20 protein-coding genes are annotated in these 26,566 nt (G+C 61.0%); 10 read left to right on the top strand and 10 right to left on the bottom strand.

What is annotated here, in order from left to right:
• Nucleotides 1–26 precede the first annotated feature (26 nt).
• The gene (gene manD / locus ACNAOH_RS09810) at nucleotides 27–1,238 is read right to left on the bottom strand and encodes a D-mannonate dehydratase ManD (RefSeq protein ID WP_443970002.1); all 1,212 of its coding nucleotides are present in this window, start codon (nucleotides 1,236–1,238) and stop codon (nucleotides 27–29) included.
• A gap of 255 nt (nucleotides 1,239–1,493) precedes the next feature.
• On the opposite strand from manD, the gene ACNAOH_RS09815 reads away from it, so the two are divergent.
• From ACNAOH_RS09815 to ACNAOH_RS09825, 3 genes are read left to right on the top strand one after another with little or no spacing between them, the layout of a single operon-like run.
• Entirely contained in the window at nucleotides 1,494–3,590 is a 2,097-nt protein-coding gene (locus tag ACNAOH_RS09815) for an alpha-glucuronidase family glycosyl hydrolase (RefSeq protein WP_443970003.1), read from the top strand.
• A gap of 55 nt (nucleotides 3,591–3,645) precedes the next feature.
• Nucleotides 3,646–4,704, top strand: coding sequence for a LacI family DNA-binding transcriptional regulator (locus tag ACNAOH_RS09820; RefSeq protein ID WP_443970004.1), 1,059 nt, complete (start codon nucleotides 3,646–3,648; stop codon nucleotides 4,702–4,704).
• 7 nt (nucleotides 4,705–4,711) lie between these two features.
• Nucleotides 4,712–5,716 carry a sugar kinase gene (locus ACNAOH_RS09825; RefSeq protein ID WP_443970005.1) on the top strand — a complete coding sequence of 335 codons (1,005 nt, stop codon included), beginning with the start codon at nucleotides 4,712–4,714 and terminating at the stop codon, nucleotides 5,714–5,716.
• A gap of 267 nt (nucleotides 5,717–5,983) precedes the next feature.
• Here ACNAOH_RS09825 and ACNAOH_RS09830 read toward each other — a convergent pair whose 3' ends face one another.
• Both ACNAOH_RS09830 and ACNAOH_RS09835 read right to left on the bottom strand, forming a co-directional pair.
• On the bottom strand, nucleotides 5,984–7,273 hold the full coding sequence (locus ACNAOH_RS09830) for an MFS transporter (RefSeq protein ID WP_443970006.1): 1,290 nt from the start codon (nucleotides 7,271–7,273) through the stop codon (nucleotides 5,984–5,986).
• A gap of 160 nt (nucleotides 7,274–7,433) precedes the next feature.
• Nucleotides 7,434–8,360: a Gfo/Idh/MocA family protein gene (locus ACNAOH_RS09835; RefSeq protein ID WP_443972100.1), complete on the bottom strand. Its 927-nt coding sequence runs from the start codon at nucleotides 8,358–8,360 to the stop codon at nucleotides 7,434–7,436.
• A 143-nt stretch (nucleotides 8,361–8,503) separates the two neighbouring features.
• Here ACNAOH_RS09835 and ACNAOH_RS09840 point away from each other — a divergent pair, with 143 nt between their 5' ends.
• On the top strand, nucleotides 8,504–9,376 hold the full coding sequence (locus ACNAOH_RS09840) for a 2-dehydro-3-deoxygalactonokinase (RefSeq protein WP_443970007.1): 873 nt from the start codon (nucleotides 8,504–8,506) through the stop codon (nucleotides 9,374–9,376).
• The gene (locus ACNAOH_RS09845; protein WP_443970008.1) at nucleotides 9,373–9,999 is read left to right on the top strand and encodes a 2-dehydro-3-deoxy-6-phosphogalactonate aldolase; all 627 of its coding nucleotides are present in this window, start codon (nucleotides 9,373–9,375) and stop codon (nucleotides 9,997–9,999) included. Before ACNAOH_RS09840 ends, ACNAOH_RS09845 begins: the two co-directional genes overlap by 4 nt.
• A gap of 163 nt (nucleotides 10,000–10,162) precedes the next feature.
• Here the strand turns inward: ACNAOH_RS09845 and ACNAOH_RS09850 are convergent, their stop codons facing one another.
• Together ACNAOH_RS09850 and ACNAOH_RS09855 are read right to left on the bottom strand one after the other, a co-directional pair.
• Entirely contained in the window at nucleotides 10,163–11,401 is a 1,239-nt protein-coding gene (locus ACNAOH_RS09850; RefSeq protein WP_443970009.1) for a mandelate racemase/muconate lactonizing enzyme family protein, read from the bottom strand.
• A gap of 11 nt (nucleotides 11,402–11,412) precedes the next feature.
• A complete protein-coding gene (locus tag ACNAOH_RS09855; protein ID WP_443970010.1) occupies nucleotides 11,413–14,289 on the bottom strand; it encodes a TonB-dependent receptor in 2,877 nt (958 codons plus the stop codon).
• Nucleotides 14,290–14,637: 348 nt separating this feature from the next.
• On the opposite strand from ACNAOH_RS09855, the gene ACNAOH_RS09860 reads away from it, so the two are divergent.
• Nucleotides 14,638–15,960, top strand: coding sequence for an MFS transporter (locus tag ACNAOH_RS09860; protein ID WP_443970011.1), 1,323 nt, complete (start codon nucleotides 14,638–14,640; stop codon nucleotides 15,958–15,960).
• Between the two features lie 27 nt (nucleotides 15,961–15,987).
• On the opposite strand, the gene ACNAOH_RS09865 is transcribed toward ACNAOH_RS09860, so the two are convergent.
• The 4 genes from ACNAOH_RS09865 to sciP form a co-directional block, all read right to left on the bottom strand.
• Entirely contained in the window at nucleotides 15,988–19,176 is a 3,189-nt protein-coding gene (locus tag ACNAOH_RS09865; protein ID WP_443970012.1) for a TonB-dependent receptor, read from the bottom strand.
• Nucleotides 19,177–19,244: 68 nt separating this feature from the next.
• The gene (locus ACNAOH_RS09870; protein ID WP_443970013.1) at nucleotides 19,245–20,261 is read right to left on the bottom strand and encodes a FecR family protein; all 1,017 of its coding nucleotides are present in this window, start codon (nucleotides 20,259–20,261) and stop codon (nucleotides 19,245–19,247) included.
• Nucleotides 20,227–20,850 carry an RNA polymerase sigma factor gene (locus tag ACNAOH_RS09875; RefSeq protein ID WP_443970014.1) on the bottom strand — a complete coding sequence of 208 codons (624 nt, stop codon included), beginning with the start codon at nucleotides 20,848–20,850 and terminating at the stop codon, nucleotides 20,227–20,229. The genes ACNAOH_RS09870 and ACNAOH_RS09875 overlap by 35 nt, the downstream gene beginning before the upstream one ends.
• A gap of 168 nt (nucleotides 20,851–21,018) precedes the next feature.
• Entirely contained in the window at nucleotides 21,019–21,318 is a 300-nt protein-coding gene (sciP, locus tag ACNAOH_RS09880; RefSeq protein ID WP_443970015.1) for a CtrA inhibitor SciP, read from the bottom strand.
• Nucleotides 21,319–21,866: 548 nt separating this feature from the next.
• Here sciP and mnmA point away from each other — a divergent pair.
• Complete coding sequence (gene mnmA / locus ACNAOH_RS09885) at nucleotides 21,867–22,979, top strand: tRNA 2-thiouridine(34) synthase MnmA (RefSeq protein WP_443970016.1); 1,113 nt, start codon at nucleotides 21,867–21,869, stop codon at nucleotides 22,977–22,979.
• A gap of 31 nt (nucleotides 22,980–23,010) precedes the next feature.
• On the opposite strand, the gene ACNAOH_RS09890 is transcribed toward mnmA, so the two are convergent.
• The gene (locus ACNAOH_RS09890; RefSeq protein ID WP_443970017.1) at nucleotides 23,011–23,370 is read right to left on the bottom strand and encodes a hypothetical protein; all 360 of its coding nucleotides are present in this window, start codon (nucleotides 23,368–23,370) and stop codon (nucleotides 23,011–23,013) included.
• A gap of 548 nt (nucleotides 23,371–23,918) precedes the next feature.
• Between ACNAOH_RS09890 and ACNAOH_RS09895 the strand changes: the two genes are divergently transcribed.
• From ACNAOH_RS09895 to ACNAOH_RS09905, 3 genes are all read left to right on the top strand, one after another.
• The gene (locus ACNAOH_RS09895; RefSeq protein WP_443972101.1) at nucleotides 23,919–24,269 is read left to right on the top strand and encodes a hypothetical protein; all 351 of its coding nucleotides are present in this window, start codon (nucleotides 23,919–23,921) and stop codon (nucleotides 24,267–24,269) included.
• Between the two features lie 161 nt (nucleotides 24,270–24,430).
• Complete coding sequence (locus ACNAOH_RS09900) at nucleotides 24,431–25,720, top strand: adenylosuccinate synthase (protein ID WP_443970018.1); 1,290 nt, start codon at nucleotides 24,431–24,433, stop codon at nucleotides 25,718–25,720.
• A 2-nt stretch (nucleotides 25,721–25,722) separates the two neighbouring features.
• Nucleotides 25,723–26,466 carry a class I SAM-dependent methyltransferase gene (locus ACNAOH_RS09905; RefSeq protein WP_443970019.1) on the top strand — a complete coding sequence of 248 codons (744 nt, stop codon included), beginning with the start codon at nucleotides 25,723–25,725 and terminating at the stop codon, nucleotides 26,464–26,466.
• Nucleotides 26,467–26,566 lie beyond the last annotated feature (100 nt).

Genomic DNA, 26,566 nt, shown 5'->3' on the forward strand with positions numbered 1-26,566 from the left:
ATGGCCGGATCAAATATGCGCGCTGATTACCAGCTGTGCATGGTGCCGTCTTCGAGCCGGTTTACCGGCAGAAACGCGCGCTTGTACTCGTACTTCGCGGCCAGATCCTCGTCGATGTCGACACCGAGGCCCGGCGCTTCGCCCGGATGCATCATGCCGTTGTCGAACGTGTACGCGTGCGGGAAGACCGCATCGGTCTCCGGCGTATGGCGCATATATTCCTGCACGCCGAAATTGGGCACGCTGAGGTCGAAATGCAGCGCCGCTGCCATGCAGACCGGCGATAGGTCGGTCGCGCCGTGGCAACCAGTGCGGATCTGATACATGTCAGCGAACGCGGCTATCCGGCGGAGATGCGTAATGCCGCCTGCATGAACGACCGTGGCGCGGATATAGTCGATCAGCTGATTCTGGATGAGATCCTTCGCATCCCAGATCGAATTGAAAATCTCACCCACTGCAAGCGGCGCGGTTGTGTGCTGGCGGATGAGGCGGAACGCTTCCTGGTTTTCGGCAGGCGTCGCATCTTCCAGCCAGAAGGGACGATAGGGTTCGAGGTCCTTGCCAAGCCGCCCCGCCTCGATGGGCGTCAACCGGTGATGGATATCGTGCAGCAGGTGCACGTCCCAGCCGAGCGCCTCGCGTGCCGCCTTGAACAGCTCAGACACGATCCGCAGATATTTGCTGGTGTTCCAGACGTTCTCGGTCGGCAGGTCGGCGTCTGCGGGTTCGTAGAAGTAGCGGTCCTTGGATACGCCATAGGTGGACGCCATGCCGGGTACGCCGCACTGGATGCGGATCGCCTTGTAGCCCTGCCTTTGATAATCGAGCGCCGCTTCGATCGTGTCGTCGATCGTGGTGCCGTTGGCGTGGCCATAGACCATCACGTTCTCACGGCTCGCTCCGCCAAGCAATTGATAGACTGGCAGGCCCGCGATCTTGCCCTTGATGTCCCACAGCGCCATGTCGACCGCAGCGATGGCGGTCATGGTCACAGGGCCACGGCGCCAATATGCGCCCTTGTAGAGATACTGCCAGATGTCCTCGATCCGATGCGCATCCCGGCCGATCAGGCACGGCACGACATGATCGGCAAGATAGCTTGCAACACTGAGTTCCCTCCCATTGAGCGTCGCATCGCCGACCCCGGTCGTTCCATCGTCGCACTCGATCTTGAGCGTGACAAAGTTGCGTCCCGGGCAAGTCACGATGACGCGGGCGTTGACGATCTTGGGCACGGCTTTTCCTTCAGGAGTTAGGATGATGTCAGCGACTTTCGGGAGAGCCAGAAAGGGGCGGGCTGTAACGCCTCTTTGCGAGGACGACGACTTGAGCCACGGGGGCTATTAGCCTGATACAAGTCGGTCTCTCCACGACGCTCGAACAACGCTTTTAGGCGGCGTCAGCTTGCTAAAAACAATGATAGCGTTAACATGAACATGAGTCGAGCGGGGGTGTCAACCGCATGTAAGAACAGTTGAGGAGAGAGGCAGATGCAGATCGGACTATGGGGGCGATCGGCGCTGTGCACTGCTCTCATGCTCCTCACAGCGCTCGCCCCGGCGAACGCGGATGATGGCTATAGGCTGTGGCTGCGGCAGACCGCACCGACTTCGCAAGCGAGTGTCGAGATAAAGGGCGGCACACCGACCCTTGCACTTGCGGGCGCTGAATTGCGCGATATTCTGTCCGCTGAGGACGGAACGGTGCTCGTCGGCTTGTCGAGTGACCCTGCGATCGCGGCGTTGGGCCTCCCGACCCAGGGCTTGGGCGACGAAGGCTATCTCGTTCGCGCCATGACCAACAATGGACGCAAGACCATTGTCGTCACAGCCAACGCGCCCGCCGGCGTTCTCTATGGCGCCTTTGCGCTCGCACGGCACAAGGCGACCGGCGGGGACATCGCCAGCGTCAATCTGCGATCCGTACCGGGGGTTAAGCTGCGCGTGCTCAACCATTGGGACAATCTCGATGGCCATGTGGAGCGTGGCTATGCCGGGCAGTCGCTCTGGGACTGGTGGACGCTCCCGGACTTCAAGGATCCTCGCTATACCGATTACGCCCGGGCTAATGCCTCGCTCGGCATCAACGGCACTGTGCTCAATAATGTGAACGCCAAGGCGGACAGTCTCACTGCCCCTTATATCGCCAAGGCAGCGGCGCTTGCCGACGTGTTCCGCCCGTGGGGCATCAAGGTCTACCTCTCCGCGCGCTTCTCCGCGCCCATCGAGATCGGCGGGCTCAAATCTGCCGACCCGCGTGACCCGGCTGTCGCCGCCTGGTGGAAGGCCAAGGCCGACGAGATTTACAAAGCCATACCGGATTTCGGTGGTTTTCTGGTCAAGGCGAACAGCGAGGGGCAGCCCGGTCCGCGCGATTATGGCGCCACCCATGCCGACGGCGCCAACATGCTCGCTGCGGCGGTGAAGCCGCATGGCGGCATCGTGATGTGGCGCGCCTTCGTCTATGCGGAGACCGATCCAGAGGATCGCGCCAAGCAAGCCTATACGGAGTTCAAACCGCTCGATGGCCAGTTCGCCGACAATGTGCTGGTGCAGGTGAAGAACGGCGCCATCGACTTCCAGCCGCGCGAACCCTTTCATCCGCTCTTCGGCGCCATGCCGAAGACGCCACTGATGCTGGAACTGCAGATCACCAAGGAATATCTCGGTTTCGCAACCCACCTTGCCTACCTCGCTCCCCTTTTCGAGGAAGTGCTCGATGCACCGACCGGCCAGCGCAAAGGCGAGACCGTTGCGAGCGTCGTAGCGGGCGCTGCGGAAGGGCACAGGCTTTCGGGCATTGCCGGCGTTGCCAATATCGGTCGGGATCGGGACTGGTCGGGCTCGACCTTCAATCAGGCCAATTGGTATGCCTTCGGCCGTCTCGCTTGGGACCCCACGCTTTCTTCCGAAGCAATTGCTCGTGAATGGACGGCGCAAACCTTCGGCAACGACACACGCGTCGTGGCGCCTGTTGTTGCAATGATGATGGGGTCGCGGGAGGCGGTGGTCAATTACACCGGTCCGCTCGGCCTCGCTCATCTCATGGGCACTGGCCATCATTATGGACCGGCGCCATGGGTAAGCGAGCTTGCCCGGCCGGAATGGAATCCGGTTTATTATCATCGGGCGGACAAGGCCGGCATCGGATTTGATCGCACGAAGACTGGCAGCAACGCCGTCAGCCAGTATGCGCCGTCAGTCGCGCGCATTTTTTCCGATCCACGCAAGACGCCGGAGCGAGACCTTCTCTGGTTCCACCATGTGCCATGGACGTGGAAGATGGCCTCGGGCGACACCCTATGGAATACGCTTGTGACCCATTATGACCGGGGCGTTGCCGACGTTGCGCAAATGGGCCGGCAGTGGGAGGCGCTCAAGCCTTTCATCGACCAGGAGCGCTTTGCCAAGCAGGCAACCTATTTCGATATTCAGTACCGGGAAGCAAAATGGTGGAGGGATGCAAGTCTGGCCTACTGGATGTCGGTCAACGGCCTTTCATTGCCGGCGGGTGTCGCCGCGCCTGAGCATGATCTCGCGTGGTACAAAGCTCAAAGCTTTCCCTATGCACCGGGGCAGGGAAAGTGAGCAGCTTGCAAGGGGGCGCGGTCTGGTTCTAACCACCGGCTATTGGGGGAATGGCATGAGGGAAGCACGAGGTCCGCGCCGGCAGCGCAATGCGCCGACCATCAATGATGTCGCAGCGCGCGCAGGTGTTTCGCCGATGACCGTTAGCCGGGTCATAAATGGCGAGGGCAATGTGCGCGAGGCGACCCGTCTGCGCGTGCAGGAAGCGATCGCCGCCATGCGCTACGCCCCTTCCATCGCGGCGCGCACACTGGCCGGTGGCGAAGAGTTGAGGCTCGGCCTGCTCCATTCCAACCCGTCTTTCGCCTATTTAAGCGCATTTCTGGTCGGAAGCCTCGATCAGGCAAGCCGCAGCAATGTTCAACTGGTCGTCGAGAAATGCGACGACAAAGGAGAAATCAAGGCGATCGAGCACCTGCTGCGCGGCCGGATCGATGGCATCGTGCTCCCTCCGCCCCTTTCCGATTCGCCTCAGGTGGTCGAAGCCCTCAAGGCCCGCGACATTCCCGTGGTCGCCGTGGCGACTGCCCGCCCGCCTGCGGATTTGCTTTCGGTCAGCATCGACGACCGGCGGGCCGCCTATGACATGACTCGGCATATCGGCAGTATGGGCCACCGTCGCATCGGTTTCATCATAGGCAATCCAAATCAGACGGCGAGCGCCGAGCGCCTTGAAGGATACCGGCAGGCGTTGACCGAAATGGGATTGCCGGTGTCCGATGATCTGATCGTGCAGGGATATTTCACCTATCGCTCGGGCCTCGACGCGGCTGAGGCGCTGCTGGCTCTGCCGGAAAGGCCCACGGCAATCTTCGCGTCCAATGACGATATGGCCGCCGCTGCCGTGGCGATCGCGCATCGCCGTGGGCTGGACGTCCCCCGCGACCTCACCGTCTGCGGGTTCGACGATACGGCACTGGCCACGACGGTGTGGCCGGAACTGACGACCATCCGTCAGCCCGTTGTCGAGATGTCGCGCACGGCGGTCGATCTTCTCATCAAGGAAATCAGGGCGCGGGCCATGCGCGCGGAAGGCCTGGATCACTCTCATGTGATCGTTCCTCACGAACTTATCCGTCGCCAGTCCGACGCGCCGCTCGATCCAGGGAAATAGACACAGCATGTCGGGATCCGTCATTTGCTTTGGCGAGGTGCTTTTGCGTCTGGCCGCTCCGGGCGCCGGAGTCCTTCTTCAGGAGCCGCGCCTCGATGCGCATATCGGAGGGGCAGAGGCGAATGTGGCCGTTGCGCTCGCGCGGATCGGCGTGCCCAGCGCCATGGTGACGATACTGCCGGACGATGCGCTGGGTGACGCTGCCCTTGCCGCCATTCGCGCGGCCGGCGTGGAGACGTGCGGTATCCTCCGCGGCGAGGGGCGGCTTGGCCTTTATTATCTGACGCCTGCAGCGGGAAACCGTCCAGCCGCGATCATCTATGACAGGCTCGAGAGCCTATTCGCATGCACACCCAGCGACGCCTATGACTGGCCACGTCTCCTCGATGGCGCAGCGTGGCTGCATCTTTCCGGCATCATTCCCGCGATCGGGCCGCATGCGGCCGCCCTGTCACTTGATGCGATTGCGGCGGCGCGGGCTGCGGGCGTGCGGGTTTCGTTCGACGGAAACTTCCGCGCCTCGATGTGGGCGCGCTGGTGCCCCGATCCCGCACCGATCCTGCGTGAGCATGTTGCCGGCGCGGACCTGCTCATCGGTAATCATCGCGACGTGGGCCTTTTGTTGGGACGGGAGTTCACGGGAGAGGGACAGCAGCGCCGCCGGAAGGCCGCAGAAGCCGCGTTCGCGGCATTCCCTTGCTTGCGCTTCATGGCGTCCACTGCGCGCGAAGTAGTGACTCCGCAGCATCATCGTCTGTCCGGGCGAGTGGATGCGACTGACGGCTTTGCCGAGACGCGAGCCGTCGATCTGACCGGCATTGTCGATCGAATCGGCACGGGTGATGCCTTCGCGGCCGGTGTGCTGGCCCGGCTCGACATTGGATTGGAATCCGCCGCCGAGACGGGGCTTGCGCTGGCGGTGCTTGCGCACGCGACGCCTGGTGATCAAAGCTTTGCCACCGCACGGGACCTCGCGGCATTTACGGCAGAAGGTGGCGACGTTCGGCGCTAGGTCGTAAACTCATAAATGGCACGCATGAGGCGTCCGAACGGCAAACAGATCGGACCGGGCGGCGCGCCGGGAAGGCTGGGTGCCCTTTCCGAGCGCCGCCCGGTTTGAGGTGGCAGCCGTTCGGACGTCCCGGGGATTTGGGGTAAATGGACCATCGCCATGTCAGTTCGGCTTGAAATATTGACATATTCCTGCGCCTCGCCTCCTCGCGCTGAGCCATTTCGCCTCAAACCTCAGGCGCGCCATTTATGAGTTTACGACCTAGTTCTAGGCGCGGTTGCGGTCCGGATCGTCGACAGCGATTTTGCTCGGGCCAAGTCGGCTCGCGATCAGCATTACCCCAATAGCGGTCAACACGAGGCAAATGGCGAGAAACAGCATGGGCGCCATATCGCTTCCCGTTTCGTCCCTGATGCGTGGAACCACGCTCTGCGCGACGAAGCCACCAAGATTGCCAACCGAATTGATCGCAGCGAGGCCGGCAGCAGCGCCAGCGCCGGTCAGTATCCGGGTCGGCAGAGCCCAGAAGCCCGGTTGGCCAGCGAAGATCGCTGCGGCGGCGATACATAGCGCAACGAACTTGAGCGGCGCGCCGGGCGCGATATTCGCGATGACCAGACAGACGGCTCCAGTGACGAGAGGGGCCGCGACATACCAGGCGCGATCGGGCCGGCGGCTGGTGTAGCGGGGATACCACCAGAGCGCCGCTGCCACGCAGAGCCAGGGAATGACATTGAGCAGACCATTGGCCATGTCGCTGACGCCGAACCCCTTGACGATCGTCGGCAGCCAGTAGCTCAGGCCATAGGCGCCAAGGGGAAAGCCGAGGAACGTGACGGCAAGAAGAAGGACGCGCCGGTCGCCGAGCGCTTTCAGCGGCTGCTCGATCCCCCGTTCGGTCTGCTCGCGCGCCAGCACTCCGGCCAACCACTGTTTCTGTGCGTCGCTAAGCCAGCGCGCCTCTGCAGGGCCGCGCGGTAGAACCATGAGCACGACCGGCACCAGAAGCAGCGCGGGAATGCCGGTTGCGATGAAAACCCATTGCCAGCCGCGCAACCCGCCAAGACCGTCAAGCGTCAGCAATGCCCCGCCGATTGCGGAGCCTACAGCGTTGGCGAAGGCGCTCGCCACCATGAATGTGCCCACTGCGCGGGCACGATATGCCTGCGGGAACCACAACGTCAGCGCGTAGAGCACGCCGGGAAAGAACCCGGCTTCTGCAACACCGAGTAGGAAGCGGAGGATGTAGAAGGAGGTTGGGGTCCAGGCGAAACCCAGCGCGACAGTGATGAGGCCCCAGGTTCCCAGAATGCGTGCGAACCAGACGCGGGCGCCCATGCGCTCCAGAATGATGTTGCTGGGGATCTCGAACAGGCAGTAGCCGATGAAGAAGAGGCCCGCGCCCAGCCCGTAAGCCGCTTCGCTAAGGCCAAGATCGCCGACCATCTGGAGCTTTGCGAAGGATATGTTCTGCCGATCGATATAGGCGACCATATAAAGCAGGCCGAGGAGCGGCATCAGACGCAGCATGATCGTGCGAACGACCGCCTTCTCCATGCGCTCTGCTTCCCCGCCCTGTATCATTATGTGTTCCCGCGTGCATGGAGTGGCCGCCAGTCAGCGCCAGCATCTAGACACTGGCCAATCACCACAAGCAAAATCTTCCTATGAAGTGCCGTGCGTTTTTCGCCCGGCACTTCATAACGCATCTGCGATCCTAGAATTCGAAGGGCTCCAATGTCGTGCGATTGGCGATCATGAAGCTATCCGCGACCAGATGGAGCGGGCGGAGATCGACGTCGATTTGTCTGGTCCGCACCAGCTCCGCAAAACGCTTGTAGAGCCGAGCATATTCCTCGTCGGCCGCACTTTTCTGCGCTTCGCCCGGTATCTCCAATATGCTGCCCCCCATGCCCAGGCGCAGCATGCCGGCATCGGTATCGACTTCAATATCCCACGTCTGCGTGCCGGTCTGGAGGAAGTTGAACTTCACGTCCACGTCCGCATCGCCCGACCGCATGCGAATATCGGCGGTGAGGGGACAGGCCCGATTAGAGGGGACGCCCATGTCGGCGCTAAGGACTGTCAGAGGCTCGGGAAGGATCGTTGTTGCAATGGAAAGGGCATTAATGCCCGGATCGAACACGCCGAAGCCCCCCGGTGCTAAAATCCAGTCTTGTCCAGGGTGCCACTGGCGGATGTCCTCCATCCAGCGGATGCGCACAGCCTTAATCACCTTGTCCTTCAGCCAAGCGCGTGCAGCGTCGATCTCCGCAGCTTCGCGGGAATGCCATGTCGCGAAAAGAACGACATTGCGCGCGCGCGCGGCCGCGATCAGCATCTCAGCTTCAGAGACGGTTGCTGCGGGCGGCTTTTCCAGCATGACGTCCTTGCCCGCGCGGATTGCGGTCATTGCCTGCTCGAACCGGCCTTCCGGAGGTGTGGAAAGGGAGATGGCTTTCAGGTCCGGCAGAGCGTTCAGCAACTCGCCGACGTTCTTGTAAGCCGCAATGCCGTCAATGGTGTTGTTTCTGCTGGCGGTGGCAATCAGATCGAAATCGTTATTGGCCGCCAGCGCAGGCAAATGCTGATCGCGGGCGATCTTTCCGATACCGACGAGCGCAAGCTTGATCTTTTCCACAATCACCTCATTTGGATGGGATATGCTGCTTCCTATGCCGGTTAATCGGCTTTTATCAATGCGCCAAAACCACATGAGCGATTATCTGCCGCTCACTTCGGCCACCATATCCCATCGGAGGCGGGCATAGTGAAAGACTGTTCGACATGCCGAGAGTGAGATCATTTCTGGCCGTGGATTGGGGCACGACCAATCGTCGCATCTACCGGATCGAAGACGGGCAGGTCGTCGCGTCCGCACGCGATGAGCTCGGCGTTACCGCCGTGGAAGATTTCGACGCGGCTGTGGCCGACATCCGAGCCCAATTCGGTGATTTGCCGATGCTGCTTGCTGGGATGGTCGGGTCGAACATTGGCTGGAAACTGGCGCCTTATCTCCCGGCACCTGTCGATATGGCGCGCCTCGCAGCCGGGCTTTTGCGGATCGATGCCCGGACCGCCATTGTGCCGGGAGTCTCTGTCGTGGCCGAAAGCCGGGCGGACGTGATGCGCGGCGAGGAGGTGCAGCTTCTCGGTGCCGTTGCCGCAGCTCTGGTGCCGCCGGACGCCCTTCTCGTCCAGCCGGGGACCCATTGCAAATGGGCCGAAATGAAGAACGGCGCGATTGCCCGATTTACGACCGCAATGACCGGTGAGCTGTTCGCCTTGCTTCGCGCACACGGTCTGCTCGCTGCCCAGCTCGGCGGAGATGTGACCGTGAACGCGTCGTTCCTCGACGGCGTCACCGAAGGGCAACGTCGCGATCTGATGGCTTCGCTGTTTGGCATTCGCGCTGCTGGTCTTCTCGGCCTACGGGATAATAAAGACGCGGCGTCCTACGCGAGTGGACTCCTCATCGGCAGCGACGTTGCCGCTCGTCTTGCAGAGTTTTCTGGCGAAACAGTGCATATCCTCGCCGGACCGCAGCTAGGCGCGCTCTATGTCGCTGCCGTAGAAGCCAATGGCCGCGCTGCCGTTCTTGCCGATGCCGAAGCCGCGTTCATCGCAGGAGTTCTCGCTATGGAGGGCCAGTTATCATGACCTATATCGCCCAGTTCGACGCGGAATTCGCGCGTTGTCCCCTCATTGCCATTCTGCGAGGCATTACGCCGGACGAAGTTGTGCCGGTGGGGGAGGCGCTGATCAGTGCCGGCGTGACCCTTATTGAGGTTCCGCTTAATTCACCGGATCCGCTCCTCAGTATCGAGCGCCTTGCGGCAGCGGCCGCTGGCCAGGCGCTGGTAGGCGCCGGAACCGTCTTGACGCCCGGCGATGTCGACGCGGTCGAGCGTGCCGGCGGCGGGATGATTATCTCGCCCAATACGAACAGCGCTGTTATCGCTCAAACCGCCCGACGCGGAATGGTCTCGCTGCCGGGCATCGCGACGCCGAGCGAGGCTTTTGCTGCAATCGAAGCGGGCGCAAATGCGCTCAAGCTCTTCCCGGCCGAAGGAGCCCCTCCTGCCGTTGTCAAGGCGATGCGTGCTGTGCTGCCACCCGGATTGCGCATCCTGCCCGTTGGGGGGATCACCGCTGAGACAATGGGACCATGGTGGGAGGCCGGTGCGGCGGGCTTTGGCCTAGGATCGGCGCTATACAAGCCGGGCGCGACACCTGACTGGGTGCGCTCTCGAGCGGAGGCGTTCGTCGCTGCGCTTCCCTGATTGGTCGTTTGAAAACTTTGGAGCGTGATCTACCTCGGTCTGAGGCGGATCACGCTCCGGGGAGACGACGGTGTCGGTGTGGCGCACGACCCCGCCATCATAGATTAATCACCTGATATTTGCGGGACGGCGGCTCCGTGCTGCACCACGAAGCTGCCGCAGGCTACCACTGTGTGTAGGAGCCATCTGGCCGCTTATTGAGCGGCATGCCCATGCTGTACTTGTTATACTCCGCGATCTTTTTCAGTTTGGTGAAATCGACTTCGACACCCAAACCAGGACGGTCATTGGGCCACAGCTTGCCGTTGCGGAAGTCGTAACCCTTGATCAGATGCGGATAGGCGCGGGTGCCGTCACCCAGCATCTCCATCAGCGCGGGTACGGACGTCGCGGTGCACGCATGCACCAGCGCTGCCTCCGCGATCGGCCCGGTAAAGTGAGGGATGAGACCGACATAATGGGTCTCGGCCATCGACACGATCTTCATATATTCGGTGAGGCCGCCGCAGTTGGGAAGCATCACGCGGATGTAGTTGATGAGGTGCTCCTCCATCAACTTGTTCATGTCCCAGCGATAGCCAAACTGCTCACCCACCGCGATGGGCACGGCAGTAAGCGGACGGATCGTGCGATAGGCACTCCAGTTTTCGCTGCGGATCAGATCCTCGACGAAATACGGGTGGAGATCCGCCTTATCCATCATCGCTGCCAGCCGAACGGCATCGGCCGGGTCGAACTCGGTGTGGAAATCGATGGACCAATAACCGTCGCCGACTGCCGCCTGCACCTGCAGGCAGCGTTCATAGGTTTCACGCACCAGCTTGAACCGGTCGACGACACCGGTCCGATTATCAGTCGAGAAGCGATAGACGCGGAATCCCGCTTCCTTGCATGCCTTTGCCGCGTCGACGATCGATCCGCCCTGAGGGCCACGGAAGCCGGTGGAATATAGTTCCACATGATCCCGCGATTTGCCGCCGAGAAGTTGCCAGACCGGCACGCCCAGGGCTTTGGCCTTCAGATCCCACATGGCGAGGTCCAGACCGCCGAGCGAATGCAGTTTTTCGCGGCCAGCGACATAATGCATGCCCCGGACCATACGCTGCCAGTGCGCGTCGATACGGAACGGGTCCAGCCCGATCAGGGAGTTCGCGCACTCCTCCATCGTGCGCGGTTCACCGCCCTCGCCGATGCCTTTCAGGCCACTTTCCGTCTCAATCACGATGACGTTGGCGGACTGGTTGACCATCGGCTGGGAGCCGGGGCCTTCGTAGTAATGGATCGCCTTGATCTTGTCGTTCGCCGGCAGGCCAAGTGCGTCGGCACTGGGCGGTAGCCACAGTCCCGCCGCAGCCGTGACGCCCATGCCTTTCAGCAGTGTTCGCCTATCCAAACCGTTCATTGCCTATCCCCTCAGAGCTTGAAGTTGACGCCGAGCGTTACCGTACGGCCGTTGTTGAGAGCAAACAGCGAGTCACGCCGCTGGCTGTCAATGAACTGCACGTTGCTCTCACGGGTAAGGTTCTGCGCTTCTAGCAAGACGCGGACCTGCGGGGTCAGTTGATACGACGCGGAGAAATCCATGAAGAAAGTTGGTTCGTTGCCGATATAGTCGCTGTAGAGTGCGCCCGACGGGATCGTACGGATGAAGCTCGACCGGTAGTTGCCAGATACGCGCGCGCTGAACTTCTTATCCTCATAATAGAGTGTACCGCTCATCGACCGACGAGAAAGCCCGACGAGATCTGCGTTTCGGGTCAGCGTGGGGACACCGCCCGCGCTCTCAAGTATGTAATTGATCGAGGATTTCACCAGCGTGACGCTGCTCAACATGCCGAAATTGCTAAGGATGCCCGGCAGGAAGCGGAACGGCGTCTGCAGGTTGAATTCCACGCCCTCCAGCTTGCCGCCCGGCGTATTGGTCAGGCGGTTGATTGTGAAGAACTCGTCCGGTTGCGTGTTGGAATTGGCTAGCAAGCTGTCGGGCAAGCCTAGCTGATTGAAGGGAATAAGCGAGCTGATCGACTGGATATAAGTGCTGATGTCTTTGCGGAAGTACGCGACTGACAGCAGCGACCCGCTCGTGAAATACCATTCGAGTGCAGCGTCATAGGTCGCCGCACGGATGGGGTCGAGCATGGGATTGTTGATCGATCCACGACGACCAACTGCATCGACGCCGCTGCTCGGAATGAGCGGGCCAAGCTGCGGACGGGACATCACCTTCGCGGCCGAGAGGCGCAACAGCAATGATGGGGTGAATTCTGCCACGACATTCGCGGAGGGCAGCCAGTCATCATAGCTGCGCTCAGCTTCAACCAACTGACCCATTGTCGGATAGCGTGAACCGGGCGGCGAATTGACCGGAATACGGCCGTAGGAATACTGGTCGGTGTGAACGTAACGCACGCCAGCATCGCCGCGAATTGGGAAGGGCAGCAGGTCTTCGGTGTTGAAGGTCACCATCAGATAACCGCTTTTGATGGTTTCTTTGACGCGTGAGTCGCCCGCGCCGCACTCCACGCCGCACCACCATGCCTCGTCGTCATAGCCCACAGCCTGACGCCATTTGGCGTGATCGGCCGCTGCCCAGCTTGCGGGCGCACCATAGCCAAGCAGTTTGTCGAGGCCAGTTACCTGCATCGAAATATCGGCGACGCTGCCGGGAAGCCGCTGCGTGGCCCGCTGAGCTGGATCGATGCTGAGCGAGGTCGACTTATAGTCGCTTACCCGCCACTGACCGCCTGTGATAACCTTGAATGTTGGCGTGACTTCCCATTCAAAATCGAGATTGGCGGTCTTATTGGTTGTCGTCCGGTCGAGCTTACTACCGCCCCAGGTGCCAAACACCACACCATTGGCGAGGCCCGGCGCGTAGGTGAAGTTGTTCGGGTTCGCGACATCGACACCGAAATTGAGCGTCGGGAAGGTCCGGTTCTCACGGAAATCGACGGAGAAGCCGTCAGCGTCGTTGGAATCGAGATTGACCCATCCGCGGAAGGCCTGGTTCATACGAGATTCGGACACGCCAACAAGTCCGCTGACTTTGACTGTGCCCATCTGATGATCGAACTTCAGATTGGCTTGTTTAAACGTCGTTTTGAAGTCGTCCATCCACCGCTCTGAACGCACGTCTACACCATCGTAGAGCCCGTAGATCACAGAGCCCTTGTCGTTCATTTCGATGTCGCGGATCGATGTCATAGGCTGGCCGCTATTGGCGGCCGAACGTGCGAACGAAATGCCCGAGATATAGCTGTCGTAGCGAAGCACATCGAATGCCGAATACAGACCATCAAGCACGATGTTCGTGTCCGGCGAGGGCTGCCACTGGAAGCTCAGTGAACCGCCGTAGCGCTCCGCATCCTGCTGGGAATCAAGATAACGCGGAAGACGGGGGAAGAACGCACCTTCGCCTGGAGCATTATTAGGACCGCCGCGCCGTGCCTGCAATTCGTTCCACGCCTCGACGCTGCCTGTGCGCGGATTGTCAGTGCTGCACATAGTCGCCGTCGTGCCACGTGCGGGGTTAATCGCGGGATTGACTGGAGTCACACCGATCGGTGAGCAGAAGCCACCATTGATCGAAGGCGGCAGAACCAGCACAGCCGAATAGCCGACGTCGCGTGTGCGACGACGACCATAAGATGCGGACGCCAATATGCCCATCGTGCCATCTGCGAAGGTCTTTGAGATCAGGCCAGATACGCGCGGATCGACTTTTTTGGCGATGTCGTTGTAGAGGCCGCGCGCAGTTCCGGTCAGCACAAAGTCCTGCTTGTAGTCTAGCGGATGTGGTGCGCTGAGGTCGACGGTCGCACCGAGTGAGCCCTCTTCGACATTGGCAGAGGGCGTCTTGCGCACGGCGAGTGAAGTGAAGATTTCAGATGGAAAGACGCTGAAGTCGAAGCTGCGGCCGCCGTTGCCGCCACCATTGGCGTCAGAGCCGCCGGTCTGGGATGTACCTTCCATGCCGTTGATGCGGACTCGGGTGAATTCCGCGGCAAGGCCACGCACTGTGATATTGCGGCCTTCACCGCCGTCGCCGCGTGTGAGCGCGATACCGGGCAGGCGCTGCATGGATTCAGCGAGGTTTGCGTCAGGGAACTTGCCGATGTCTTCCGCCAGGATCGTATCGATCGCGACAGTTTCCTGCTTCTTTTCATTGAGAGCGCTGGCAAGGCTGGAACGGAAGCCGGTAACGACGATTGCTTCCGCCCCCGGATCATCATCTTGAGGCGCGCTGTCCTGGGCGCTTGCCGCGAAGGGAAAAGCCAATACGACACTCATCGCCGCCAGCGACACTCCGCGGCGACCGACCAACTGGTTCAGCCTCACAATAATCCTCCCAATCAGTGCCGGCAAATATTGTTGAAGATTTGCTCGGCTAAATCTGGCCACCAATTAAGTAAAAGATCGCCGCTCGCTTACCCAGTACATGCTGGGAAGCGATTATCACTTGATAAGTGCGGCTGCCTTGTGGTGGCCCCTAGTGAAGAGATGGATGGTGCGCGATTTTCCGTAGGGCAATGGGCGAAATTTTGCGGTGCTGCGGATTTTTAGGCATCAGCCATCTTTGAAAGAACGAGAGTTTGCGGTAGGCCATCGCGCAAGCACGAAAATTCGGGAGAGTGACTGGTGGACTTAAGCGCCTCAAAGACATCGGGCGGCGGCCGGGTGCGCTGGCTGATTATCTGGCTCATCTTTCTGGTGTCGGCGGTCTCATACCTCGATCGCACCAATATCTCCATCGCGGCTCAGGACATCCGTACCGAGTTTGCCCTCAGCCAGGTGCAGCTGGGCACTGTCCTCACAGCTTTCATTCTCGGATACGCTCTTGCGCAGCCTTTCGCGGGGCGCTTGGCGGATCGCTTTGGCGGCCATCGCGTCATTGGGTGGGGCATCGTATGGTGGAGCGTACTGACGGTGGTCACCGCGTCCGTCGCATCCAACTTCGCCGGTGCGTTTGTCGCGCTCATCATCGTCCGGGCTTTGCTGGGCCTGGGCGAGTCCGTCATTTATCCGGCCAGTAACCGGCTCGTCGCCAACTGGATACCTGCCCACGAGCGTGGCCTTGCAAATGGCCTCATCTTCGCAGGCGTTGGATTTGGCGCTGGCATTGCCCCGCCGCTCATCACGATGATCATGCTTTCTCATGGCTGGCGCGCAGCCTTCTGGGCGAGCGCACTGATCGGCATGGTGGTTCTCGTAATTTGGATGTGGCTGGCGCGCGAGCGTCCAGATCGGCATAATCGCATCACAGCCCAGGAACGCGCTTACATCGAGACGTCACTCAGTGACTCGGCCCGCGCCACCTCGACGGGCGGCGGCAAGCTGCTGCGTTGGCGCGATATCATAAGCAATCGGCAGATGCAGTTGCTGACACTCGCCTATTTCTGCTTCGGCTATGTCGTCTTCATCTTCTTCACCTGGTTCTTCACCTATCTTTCGACGGTGAAGGGCCTCGACCTCAAGTCGAGCGGTTTTTACGGCATGCTGCCCTTCATCGCCATGGCAATCGCCTGCGCGTTCGGCGGCTGGGGATCGGACAAGCTGGCCGCTCGCTTCGGCAAGAGAGCGGGTCGTTGCTGGCCCGCCGCCTTCGGCATGGGAATGTCCGCCATCTGCGTGGCGCTTGCGACGCAGGTCGGTGATGCAAGGCTGGCAGCCGTCGTTCTCGCGTTGGGGTCCGGCTCGATATATCTGTCGCAAAGCGCCTTCTGGACGCTCAGCGCCGATTATGGCGGTGCGTCGGCTGGTTCCGTTTCCGGTCTGATGAACATGGGTTGTCAGCTCGGCGGCGCTGCCGTTGCTCAGATCACGCCGATCATCGCGGAAAGTTACGGCTGGACAGCATCGTTCATGGTGACGGCGGTTGCGGCTATGATCGGCGCGATATGCTGGCTGATGATCGATCCTCACGCGAAGATCGAGGAGACTTCGGAGCTGGCGGCGGCTTGATCGCGACACCGGCCGCCCCGCGTTGAGTCAGTAGGCGAAGGCGAGGCCCAGCATGAAGGTGCGGCCGGTGCGAAGCGCGAAGAGCGAATCTTGTCGCTTGCTGTCGATGTACTGCACGTTCGCTTCGTCCGTCAGGTTTTGAGCTTCCAGGCGGAGCTTGAGTTTCGATCCGATTCTCAGGGCCGCCGAGAAGTCCACGAAGAAGGTTGGCCGGTTTCCGATCAGGTCGCTGTCGAAAGCGCCCGAAGGTATGGTGCGAATGAAGCCGGAGCGGTAGTTCCCCGTCACACGGGCGCTGAGCAGACTGTCCTCATAATAGAGGGTCGCGCTGAGCGCCCGTCGAGACAGGCCGACCAGATCGTCCGTGGTCATAAGGGTGGGGGTGCCGCCCGTGCTCTGCAGAACATAGTCAATTCTTGATCGCACGAAGGTGACGCTGCCGAGCAGGCCCAGCCGATCGAGCGGAGCAGGCAGGAAGGTCAGGGCTGTCTGCGCATTGATTTCCACGCCTTCCAGCCGCCCGCCGGGCGTGTTGGCCAGCCGATTGATCGTGAAGAGCTCATTGGGCTGGGTCTGGGAATTGATAAGAATGCTATTGGGGAGGCCCAGCTGGTCAAATGGGATCAGCGAATTGATGCTTTGCACGAATGTGCCGATATCCTTACGGAAATAGGCGACCGAAAGCAGGGAGCCGGCGGCGGGATACCACTCGACTGCAGCGTCGAATGTTGTCGCTCGTACGGGGTCGAGCAGCGGATTGGTTATTGAACCTCGTCGCCCCACCGCGTCGATCGTCCCGCCGGGGATGAGTGGTGCAAGCTGCGGGCGGGCAATGACTCGCGCCGCGCCGATGCGCAGAAGCAGAGTGGGATCGAATTCCGCCACGAGATTGGCGGATGGCAACCAGTCGCCATAGCTACGGCGAACATCGACGCGCTCTCCCACGGTCGGGTAGCGCGCGCCCGGCGCCGCGGCGATCGGTACTTGGCCGAAAGAGAACTGATCGGTATGGACGTAGCGCAGCCCCGCATCTCCACGAAGTCGGACAGGCAGCCGGTCTTGGGTGTCGAAGGTCGCCATGGCATAGGCGGCGCCGATCGTTTCCCGCACCATGGAATCTCCGGCGCCGCACTCGACCCCGCAGAACCAGCTGTCGTCGTAACCGAACGCCGCCATCCACTTTTCGTGATCGATCGCTGTCCAGCTCGCTGGCGCCCCGCCACCGAGCAACTTGTCCAGCCCGGAGATTTGCAGCGTCAGATCTTCGACTTTCACTCCGGGTGGTAGCGCTGGCGTCGCCTGACGAGCGGGATCGAGCATGCGCGACTTCGAACGATAGGCATTGCGGCGCCACTGTCCGCCGATCGTAACCGCCACATCTGGCGCCACACGCCACTCGGCATCGAAGCTCAACGTCTTGTTGATTGTGGTTCGATCCAGCTTGCGGTCGCCCAGAGTGCCGCGGACTGTGCCATCTGCGAGAGGAGGGCCGAAAGAAAAGTGTGCCGGATCGGCAACGTCGATGCCGAAGCCAATGGCCGGGATTGTCGCATCGTGCCGGAAATCGACGGAGAAACCGCGGGTGTCATTGGCGTCGATATTTACCCACATGCGATGAGGGCTGGCGAATGCCGTTTTCGCCAGAGCCGCCATGCCGGAGATTTTGAGGGCGGACGACGCACGGTGCTCGAAGCGAAGCGCACCTTGGGTGAAATGGGTACTAAATTGATCGACCCAGCGCTCCGAGCGCACGTCGACGCCATCGTAGAGACCGTAAATTACTGAGCCGAGCGGATTGATCTCGATATCGCGAACCGAGGTCATAGGTTGGCCGTTGTTGCTGACCGAGCGTGCGAAGGAGAGCCCGGAAATATAGCTGTCGGCCCGCACGACATCGAAACCGGCAAGGACTCCGTCGAGCGTCACCTTCGTGTCGGAATCAGGCGCCCATTGCAGGCTGGCCGTAGCGCCATAGCGTTTGGCGTCCTGTTGAGAATCCAGATAGCGCGGCAGGCGCGGGAAGAATGCGCCTCCCCCGGCCTGGCCTTGGGGGCCGAGACGCTCCTGGATGGCGTTCCATGCTTCTAGCGAGCCCGTGCGCGGATTTCCTGTGCTGCAATTCTGGGCGGTGACGCCCTTCTGGGGATCGCGCACCGGATCGGGGTTGAGTGGCGCAACGCCTACTGGCGAACAGAAGCCGCCATTGACCCATGCTGGCAGCACAAGCACGGCCGAATAGCCGACGTCGCGGGTATGGCGCCGGCCATAGCTGCCCGACACAAGTATGCCCCACCTGCCATCCGCGAATCGGCGCGAGACAAGGCCCGAGATGCGAGGGTCCAGTCGATCGGCCGTGCTGTTGTAGATGCCGCGTGCCATGGCCGACAGAACGAAGTCTTCTTTCATGTCGAGCGGGTGCGGCGTGTCGAGATCGATCGTCGCGCCAAGTGATCCTTCCTCGATCCGTGCAGAGGATGTCTTGCGGACGGTCAGCGAAGAGAAGATTTCCGATGGAAAGACGTTGAAATCAAAACTGCGGCTGCCGTTCGTTCCCCCATAGGCATCCGAGGCGCCGGTTTGCGAGGCCGCTTCCACCCCGTTGATGCGGACGCGCGTGAAATCCGCCGCAAGACCGCGCACCGTGATGTTGCGGCCTTCCCCGCCATCGCCCCGTGTCAGCGATATGCCAGGGAGTCGCTGCATGGCTTCAGCGAGGTTTGAGTCAGGAAATTTTCCGATTTCCTCGGCCAAGATGGTGTCTACGGCCGCGCTTTCCTGTCGCTTGCGCTGAAGCGCGGCAGTTAAACTCAGGCGAAAGCCGGTGACGACGATCGGCTCGGATACGAGTTCCTCAGGCGGCGCTTCGATCGTGCTCGTTACCGGCTCGATTCGACTTGATGCGCGCAGGGCGGCCGACGGAGCGAGCGTGAAGGTGCGGCCGTCGCTGGCGACGATTCTGAGGTCCGTGCCGCGCAAGAGTTGCCGCACAGCATCGCGGACCTGCATGCGTCCGCGCACGGCAGAGGTCTCTTTATCCTTTGCTGCTCTTTCGCTGACAAGGATTTGAACATCGGCCTGGCGGGCCAGTTCCGGGATCGCTTTGGCCGCGGCTTGGCTGGGCACGTCGAACGCTTTGATCTGCGCAAGCGCAGAAGTCGCATTCGCACCCATAACCGCCAGCGACAGGAGCGCTGGGCGATTGACCAAGAGCCCCATTCATCCTCCCCACCGGCCCTTATTTTCAGTGCCGGCGAATTACGCGCCTATTCAGTCATAGTCGGAGGTCATTGTCGAGCGATACGTATTATATCAGGCCCTTGCTCAACGCGCGCGCCCAGCATTGCCGAAGCGGCACGAGCGAAGGCTTCGGGCTCATTGGTCCGAAAGCGGCCGATGATCGTCTCATCGGCAAGGGCGGGATCTACAGCCAGCTTGACGTGGTTGTACCGATTAAATTCCGTAATTGCCGCAGCGAGCGTGTCACCCTCGAAATTGAGGGCGCCGTCGCGCCATGAGAGCTTGCGGTCGATGCCGGAGGCGTCCGCGATGGGTGCCTGAGGGCCACCGAAGTTCTCCACGAAAGTGCGTGCGCCTGCCGTTACCAGCCGGCGCGACTCCTCACGTCCAGTGACCCAGACTTCGACCTTGCCTTCTGTCACCTGCACTTCCGAGCCATGATCGAGGCGACGGACTGCGAACGCCGTACCAACGGCGCGCACGCGTACTTCGCCTGCGGCGACCACGAACGGCCGATTGACATCCTTGGCGACTTCGAACCAGGCCTCGCCCTTCTGCAAGCGAACATTGCGAGTGGCGGGGCTGAAATCGACCTCGAGAGCGGTAGCCGTATTGACCGTTGCGTCGGATCCGTCCGCCAACGGCACACGGCGGGTCTCGCCGATCGCCGTCTCGATAAGCTCAGGCCGGACAGCCAGCGTGCGCCAACCGAACCCGGCAACGACGAGCGACGCCGCAATCGCGCCGCCGCCCCACAGCATCCCGCGCCGTCCGATGAGACGTGCAGGCTCGGCATAGGCTTCGCTTTCCTCCTCCTCATCCTGTTGCCCAGAATGAGCCTGGCTCAGGGCTGTTGCGGGGAGGGGCGTTACGAGGGCGCTTGCGCGATCAAGCATGCGCCAGGCGACCGTCGCCCGGAAGAACGCGCCATTATGCCTGTCATCGAGCGCGATCCACGCTTCGAGTTCAGTCCTGTCCGCCTCGCTGAGCGGCGCAGCGTCAATGCGAGCGACCCATTCGGTCGCCCTTTCATTGATTGCCTGTGCTGTGTCGCGTTGATTCATGTGCTTCCAAGTCTTTCAAATTACCGTCGGCCTGCAGTTCCCCCTCTGCGATCGCCTTCAGGATCAGCCTGAGCCCCTTGGCGACATCATTCTCCACCGTATGTTCCGACAGGCCCAGCGCGGTGGCGACCTGGCGTTGCGACAATCCTTCGATCTTTCTCATTCTGAACACGTCGCGGCACCGATCCGGTAGCGCGTCTATCAATCTCTTGACCCGCCTTAGTTCCTGCCGGCCCGAGACAATGCGTTCGGGCGAGGGGCCGTCATCCGCCGGATCGAGATTTTCAATCTCGACCGCCGTATCGATATGAACCACACGGGATCGTCTTATCTTCTCAAGCGCAAGCATTCTTGCTGTCGTGAAAAGATAGGCCCGGCCACTTCTGATGTGCGAGACATCAGTCAATCCAGAGATACGACAATAACTTTCCTGGACGATGTCCTCTACATCAGCAGCAGTCATGGTCCGTCGGAGCCACGCACGAAGAGGGGCTTCGTGCACGATCACCTCGCGGGCCACCCATGCCATGATCTTCAGGCGGTTCCCCTCGTCCACCGAATCTCCTAAAATGCATTTGTTCTGCTTCATTGATGCGCGACGTCGCGCTTTCCGTAAAGCGCTCCAATCTTCTTCGCCAAATTGTCAGACATTTTATTCTGTCCCGCAACATTCCACCTGACGCGAATAGAGAAAGGGCGCCGGCTCGCATGAAACCGGCGCCCTTGCTGACGGGCTGTCGTTGGGGGAGATGCCCGCTCAGTAACGCTGCTGGCGCTCGTAAAGGGATTTATAATGCTGGATGCGGGTCACGCGCAGGCCAGGCATGCCGGAGCGATCGACCGCGCGCTGCCAGCTCGCGAATTCTTCGAGAGTGAGAGAATAGCGCTCGCATGCCTCGTCGACAGAAAGCAGGCCGCCATTCACGGCCGCAACGACTTCTGCCTTCCGTCGCACGACCCAGCGGGTCGTCGAAGCGGGAGGAAGGGTCTCCAGCGTCAGGGGTTCGCCAAGGGGGCCGACGACCTGAGCAGGGCGGATTTTCTGGTTCTCGATCATATGTTCCTCATTCGCCGGTTGCACGACCCGGCTTGTGTTGTCCCGCAGCGGCGACAACCATGCGCTGAAAGCTTTGCCCGTTGGCTAAGTCGCAGGGTAAACAGGCTTTTCATAAAAGCCTCCCTCCGCTCAGCATGCTCGCCACCTCTCGGTTGAAGGCGCCGGCAGCCCAACGACTAGGGCTGACATCCCCTTTTTCCCGACGAGCGAAAACCAGGACCAAGCGTCTCGGTTCATCGCCTTCCAGCCGCGGCGGATCTCCTTCCTGCATGCGCTGCGCGGTCGGTCCGGCCTGCTGACGGGCCTTATGGACAGTAAGCAGACGGACCAGTTCGAGGACATGCGTTCCGCGCCTGGCCTGGCGGCCGTCATCATCGCGACGAAGCGGGGTGGGGGCGGAGCTCATGTCCATCCCCGACCATGTAGCGGCAAATGGTCAAGCGCTCGTAAAGGCGGCGGTTAGAATCCGTTTATCGAGATTAGCACGCCGGTAAGGGGAAAGCGGCGGAATACTGGCCCTCGCGCGTTTCTGCCCCTATAAAGGCTCTGTGAGCGAAGCAGATTTCTTTCAACTCCCCGACCCGATTTCAGCACGGCGTATCGTCGTGGCTATGTCGGGAGGGGTCGACTCGAGTGTCGTGGCGGCGCTGGCCGCACGCAGCGGAGCGGAGGTGATTGGGGTCACGCTTCAGCTTTACGATCATGGCGCTGCGGTCGGACGCACGGGGAGCTGCTGTGCAGGTCAGGACATCCGCGATGCACGCTCGGTCGCAGATCGGCTCGGCATTGCGCATTATGTCTTCGATTATGAGACGCGTTTCCGCGAGTCGGTGATGGACCGCTTCGCCGATGACTATCTTGCGGGTCGCACGCCGATTCCTTGCGTCAGCTGCAACATGGGTGTGAAGTTCAGGGATCTGCTGGGTTTCGCCCGGGAACTGGGTGCGGACTGTCTCGCGACGGGTCATTATGTCCGGCGTCTGGAGGGGGCGGAGGGCGCCGAATTGCATCGCGCTGTCGATCCCGCGCGCGACCAGAGCTATTTCCTTTATGGCACGACGCAGGATCAGCTGAATTTCCTACGCTTTCCGCTGGGAAGCATGGAAAAGAGCAAGGTACGCGAAATCGCGCGCGAGATCGGGCTGGCTGTGGCGCTCAAGCCCGACAGTCAGGATATCTGCTTTGTTCCAGATGGCGACTATGCCGCTATCGTTCGCAAGCTCCGCCCCGATGCCGACGACGGCGGCGATATCGTTCATGTCGATGGTCGAGTGCTTGGACGCCACCGGGGCCTCATCCATTATACGGTCGGCCAGCGGCGGGGTCTGGATATTGGTGGCCTGACGGAGCCTCTTTACGTCGTTCGGCTGAATGCGGCGGAAAAGCGCGTGATCGTGGGACCAAAGGCTGCGCTCGCAGTGCGGGCTGCGCGTCTGGATGACATCAACTGGATAGGCGGCGACATCCGGACGGGAGTGCATGCGAAAGTGCGCTCCATGGCGAATCCGGTGTTAGCGCGACTAGAGGGCGATCGGCTTATATTCGATACGCCCGAATTCGGCGTGGCTCCGGGGCAGGCCGCTGTGATCTACGCGGGCGACCGTGTACTTGGCGGCGGCTGGATCGCGGAGACCCAGCCCGCCGAAGTTGTCACGGCCTGACGCAGGCAAGGCTCGCGCAATCCCTCGCAGATCACCGTGTCGTGCGGCTCACAACATTGGCCGATCCGTCCGGTTTGAGCTGGATGAGATGCTGGTCGCCCGTGTCGCAGTCCGCGAGCCAGGAGGGCAGGCCCTGCCATGGCTCGGTTTTCTCGGCCTTTACGACTATCTGACATGGAACGCCGGCGTCACGGATTGCACGGAAGAAGACCGCCTTTCGCTCATCGTCGGACAAGGCCTCCACCGCAGCCACATAGTTGACACTCTCTGTCGCATTGCCGTCGACTGCATTGTTCGTGCTGTCATTGGCGGTCGGGCCAGATGGTGAGCTGCATCCGGCAAGCGCGAGCAGGGTGGTCAACAGCACAGGGCGGGCCGGGAGAAGGCGCATGAGTCATCACTCCGATGTTTGGGCCATCCAGCATAGCGCGACGCAGCGGGATGTCAGCCCGATCATTGTCGGGTCGCGAGCCAACTGATCCATCAGCACAGGCTATGGGTTTCGCTAAGGAGAGCGGCTGGGAGAAGGAGAGCAAGGGCGCGGTGGGAGGCGCGCCCCGCTCTCTTCCGGTGCGAAACGGGGCGCCCAAGTGGGGAAGGCGCGTCCGTTCCATCACATTCTTCTCCGCCTGTCGGCGGCGACGTTTCCGTCCCTAAGACCAAGCGAAGCTAGTCTCTTCGTTTCGTACAAACCTTATGCGGGATAGGTGGGGCAAATGGCCAGAGCGCAAATGGTCTCAAATTGTAACGCGACTGGGCCGGACTGATGCCGCCGCGAGTTGCATCTGATCGCTCGATCGCTGCCAGGACTCGGCTTAACGCCGAAATGTTGCGGGATAATCAATGTGTTTTCACACGCCGTCCTTCAGCGAAGGAGAATGTGACACCATGCCAGGCCGTCTAAGAACATTGTCGTTGGCCAGCTCATTGATCGGGTTGATGATGGCCGCGCCCGCTGGGGCGGAAGGCTTTGGTGCCGAAGCGGGCTATGGGCGTGCAAATGGTCGCTGGGGAGCGGAGATCGGCGCAGGCTATTCGCTTGGCCTTGCCGGCTTCAGCCTGACGCCCGGAGCGGGCATTTATCTGCGCGATGGCGGCACGGCGGCTTATGGGCGGATCGAGGCAGCCTACCAGATTCCCATGTCGCTGCGTATCGGCGCAGGCGTAAGGATCAGCGGCAAGGATCCGCGCCCTTATGCGACTGTCGCCATGCCCTTGCTTCCCGGCGTCGCGCTAAAGGGCAATGCCGGACCTAAATATATCGCCGCTGGCCTTACCGTGGGATATTGAGTTTCGCTTCGGTCCTGCAGGGCGTGGTGCCTTGACTTGGGTGACCGGGCGAGGCTAACGCGCCGCCGGACCGGGGCGGAGCGCCCTGCATGTTTCAATCCGGCCATCGAGTCCTGTCGAAGGGTGGTCCGGATCCGCCCGGCAGGCGGAGACGTGTATTCATGGCAAATGTGACGGTGATCGGCGCCCAGTGGGGTGACGAGGGCAAGGGTAAGATCGTCGATTGGCTTGCGAGCCGGGCGGATTGCGTCGTGCGCTTTCAGGGTGGCCACAATGCCGGTCACACGCTGGTCGTGGGCGAACAGGTTTACAAGATCAGCCTCGTGCCTTCCGGCATCGTCACTGGCACGCTGTCGGTCATCGGAAACGGCGTGGTGCTCGATCCTTGGGCGCTCAAGGCCGAGATCGAGAAGCTCGAAGGGCAGGGTGTCATCGTCACGCCGGCCAATTTCGCAGTGGCGGATAACTGCCCCCTCATTCTCCCTTTCCATCGCGATCTCGATGCGCTGCGCGAGACGGCGGCAGGCAAAGGCAAGATCGGCACGACCGGCCGCGGTATCGGTCCCGCCTATGAGGATAAGGTGGGCCGCCGCGCCATCCGCGTGTGTGACCTTGCTCATCTCGACGATCTCGATGCGCAGCTCGATCGCCTTTGCGCCCATCATGATGCGTTACGCGCCGGCTTCGGCGAACCTCCCATCGACCGAAATGCGTTGTTGGAGCAACTGCGCGAAATCGCGCCGTTCGTGCTGCAATATGCCGAGCCGGTCTGGAAGCGCCTGCGCGACGTGCGCAAGGCGGGCAAGCGCATCCTCTTCGAGGGCGCTCAGGGCGTGTTGCTCGATGTCGACCATGGCACCTATCCGTTCGTTACGTCATCCAACACAGTGAGCGGCACAGTGGCTTCCGGTTCCGGAGTGGGGCCGAGCGCCGCAGGTTTCGTGCTCGGCATCGTCAAGGCGTACACCACGCGCGTCGGCTCCGGGCCGTTTCCGAGCGAACTGACCGACGAGACCGGGGAGCGGTTGGGGCAGCGTGGTCACGAATTCGGGACCGTCACAGCGCGCAAGAGGCGCTGCGGATGGTTCGATGCCGTGCTGGTGCGGCAGACCTGCGCACTTTCGGGCGTGACCGGCATCGCGCTTACCAAGATCGATGTCCTCGACGGTTTCGAGACGATCAAGATCTGCACCGGGTATAGGCTGAATGGTGAGATCATCGATTATCTGCCCGCGCATGCGGCCGATCAGGCGGCCGTCGAACCGGTCTATGAAGAGATGGACGGTTGGGAGGGCACCACGGTCGGCGCGCGGAGCTGGGCTGATTTGCCCGCGCAGGCGATCAAATATATCCGCCGCATCGAGGAACTGATCGAATGCCCCGTGGCAAGCGTATCTACCTCGCCAGAACGGGAAGATACGATCCTCGTCCGCGATCCTTTTGAGGGCTGATTGTGGCTAAGGAAGGCGAACGCGATTATCTCGCGGCCATTGGGGAAGCGGGGCGTCACCACGCTTTCAACAAGCCCTTTTCCAATCATGATTGCGGCCTGACGCTGGCATCCATCGGCGCGGTCATGAACCTCATGCCGCCGCTCCCGGCGCGGGTGCTCGACCTTGGATGCGGCAGCGGTTGGACAAGCGCGTTTTTCGCACGGCACGGTTATGATGTCGTGGGACAAGATATTGCCTCAGACATGATTGCACTCGCCGAAGAGGTGAAGCGGCATAACCATCTGGGAGACAATCTCAATTTTGTGCTAAGCGATTACGAGGGTCTGGATATGCCGGACTCTTTTGATTGTGCTGTTTTCTTTGATTGCCTGCATCATGCGGAAGATGAGGCCGCAGCTCTGCGTTCGGTGTTCACCTCGCTGAAACCTGGCGGCATTCTCATCACACATGAGCCGGGAGAAGGCCATTCTACAACACAGGCATCAATCGAGGCGATGGAACGCTACGGCGTCTCGGAACGTGACATGCCACCTTGGCTGATCATCGCTCACGCAGAAAAGGCCGGCTTTATTGAGCCGAGGATTTTCCCCATGCAGCATGAACTATTATATTTGTTCTACCGATCGAAACCACCCCGGTTTTTTTCTCGCGCGGGCATTCGCTTAGCACGCCGAACTCTAAAGTCGTTGTTCGGCCCCAATCCACGAGGTTCGGCGATCGTCGTATTGCGTAAACCAGACTGATAGCGCCTCAACGCCCGAAGAATAGCCACAGCACGATGATCACCGGGATCGGTACCCCGATCAACCACAGAAGCAGGCCTTTGCCCATTATAGTCTCCAT

This window comes from Sphingobium sp. CR28, from assembly GCF_052327305.1.
Lineage (GTDB): Bacteria > Pseudomonadota > Alphaproteobacteria > Sphingomonadales > Sphingomonadaceae > Sphingobium.